General features: G+C 53.2%; 1 rRNA gene. It reads right to left on the reverse strand.

Annotated features, from left to right (window positions below):
- Positions 1-1,004 (reverse strand): 23S ribosomal RNA (locus QUB16_RS33430); the annotation flags it as partial.

A 1,004-nucleotide genomic window follows, 5' to 3' on the forward strand; every position in this document is an offset into this window, starting at 1 on the left:
GGGTAAGGGTTAGAATTCTAGCCTCGCTAAAGTGGTATCTCACCGTTGGCTCGATTCTGCCCACAAGCAGAACTTCATAGCCTCCCACCTATCCTGCGTAAGCGAAGCCCGAACACAATTCCAGGCTATAGTAAAGCTTCATAGGGTCTTTCTGTCCAGGTGCAGGTAGTCCGTATCTTCACAGACAATTCTATTTCGCCGAGTCTCTCTCCGAGACAGCTCCCAGATCGTTACGCCTTTCGTGCGGGTCGGAACTTACCCGACAAGGAATTTCGCTACCTTAGGACCGTTATAGTTACGGCCGCCGTTCACCGGGGCTTCAGTCGCTAGCTTCGGTTACCCTAACCAACTTCCTTAACCTTCCGGCACTGGGCAGGCGTCAGCCCCCATACGTCGTCTTACGACTTTGCGGAGACCTGTGTTTTTGGTAAACAGTCGCCTGGGACTCTTCACTGTGACCTACTTTCGTAGGTACCCCTTCTCCCGAAGTTACGGGGCCATTTTGCCGAGTTCCTTAGAGAGAGTTATCTCGCGCCCCTTGGTATACTCTACCTCCCTACCTGTGTCGGTTTCGGGTACAGGCTGACATTGTTTATGGTGTTTAGAGCTTTTCTTGGAAGCCTGACATCTACCACTTCCCTCCCGTGGGAGGTCGTACTCGTACCTCAGCTCAAGACGTTTTCTCCGTCTCTCAACACCTCGAATACTTGAACCGGTAACCAACATCCGGCTGGCGATTGCCTTCTCCGTCCCTCTGCACCAACAATGTCAGGTACGGGAATATTGACCCGTTATCCATCGACTACGCACTTCTGCCTCGCCTTAGGACCTGACTCACCCTCCGCGGACGAGCCTGGCGGAGGAACCCTTAGGGTTTCGGGGTGTAGGATTCTCACCTACATTTGCGCTACTCAAGCCGACATTCTCACTTCCGCACAGTCCACACCTGCTTGTCGCTAGTGCTTCACACCGTTGCGGAACGCTCCCCTACCAATACATGACTT

Source organism: Microcoleus sp. D3_18a_C4 (genome assembly GCF_036702415.1).
In the GTDB taxonomy this organism is placed as follows: domain Bacteria; phylum Cyanobacteriota; class Cyanobacteriia; order Cyanobacteriales; family Microcoleaceae; genus Microcoleus.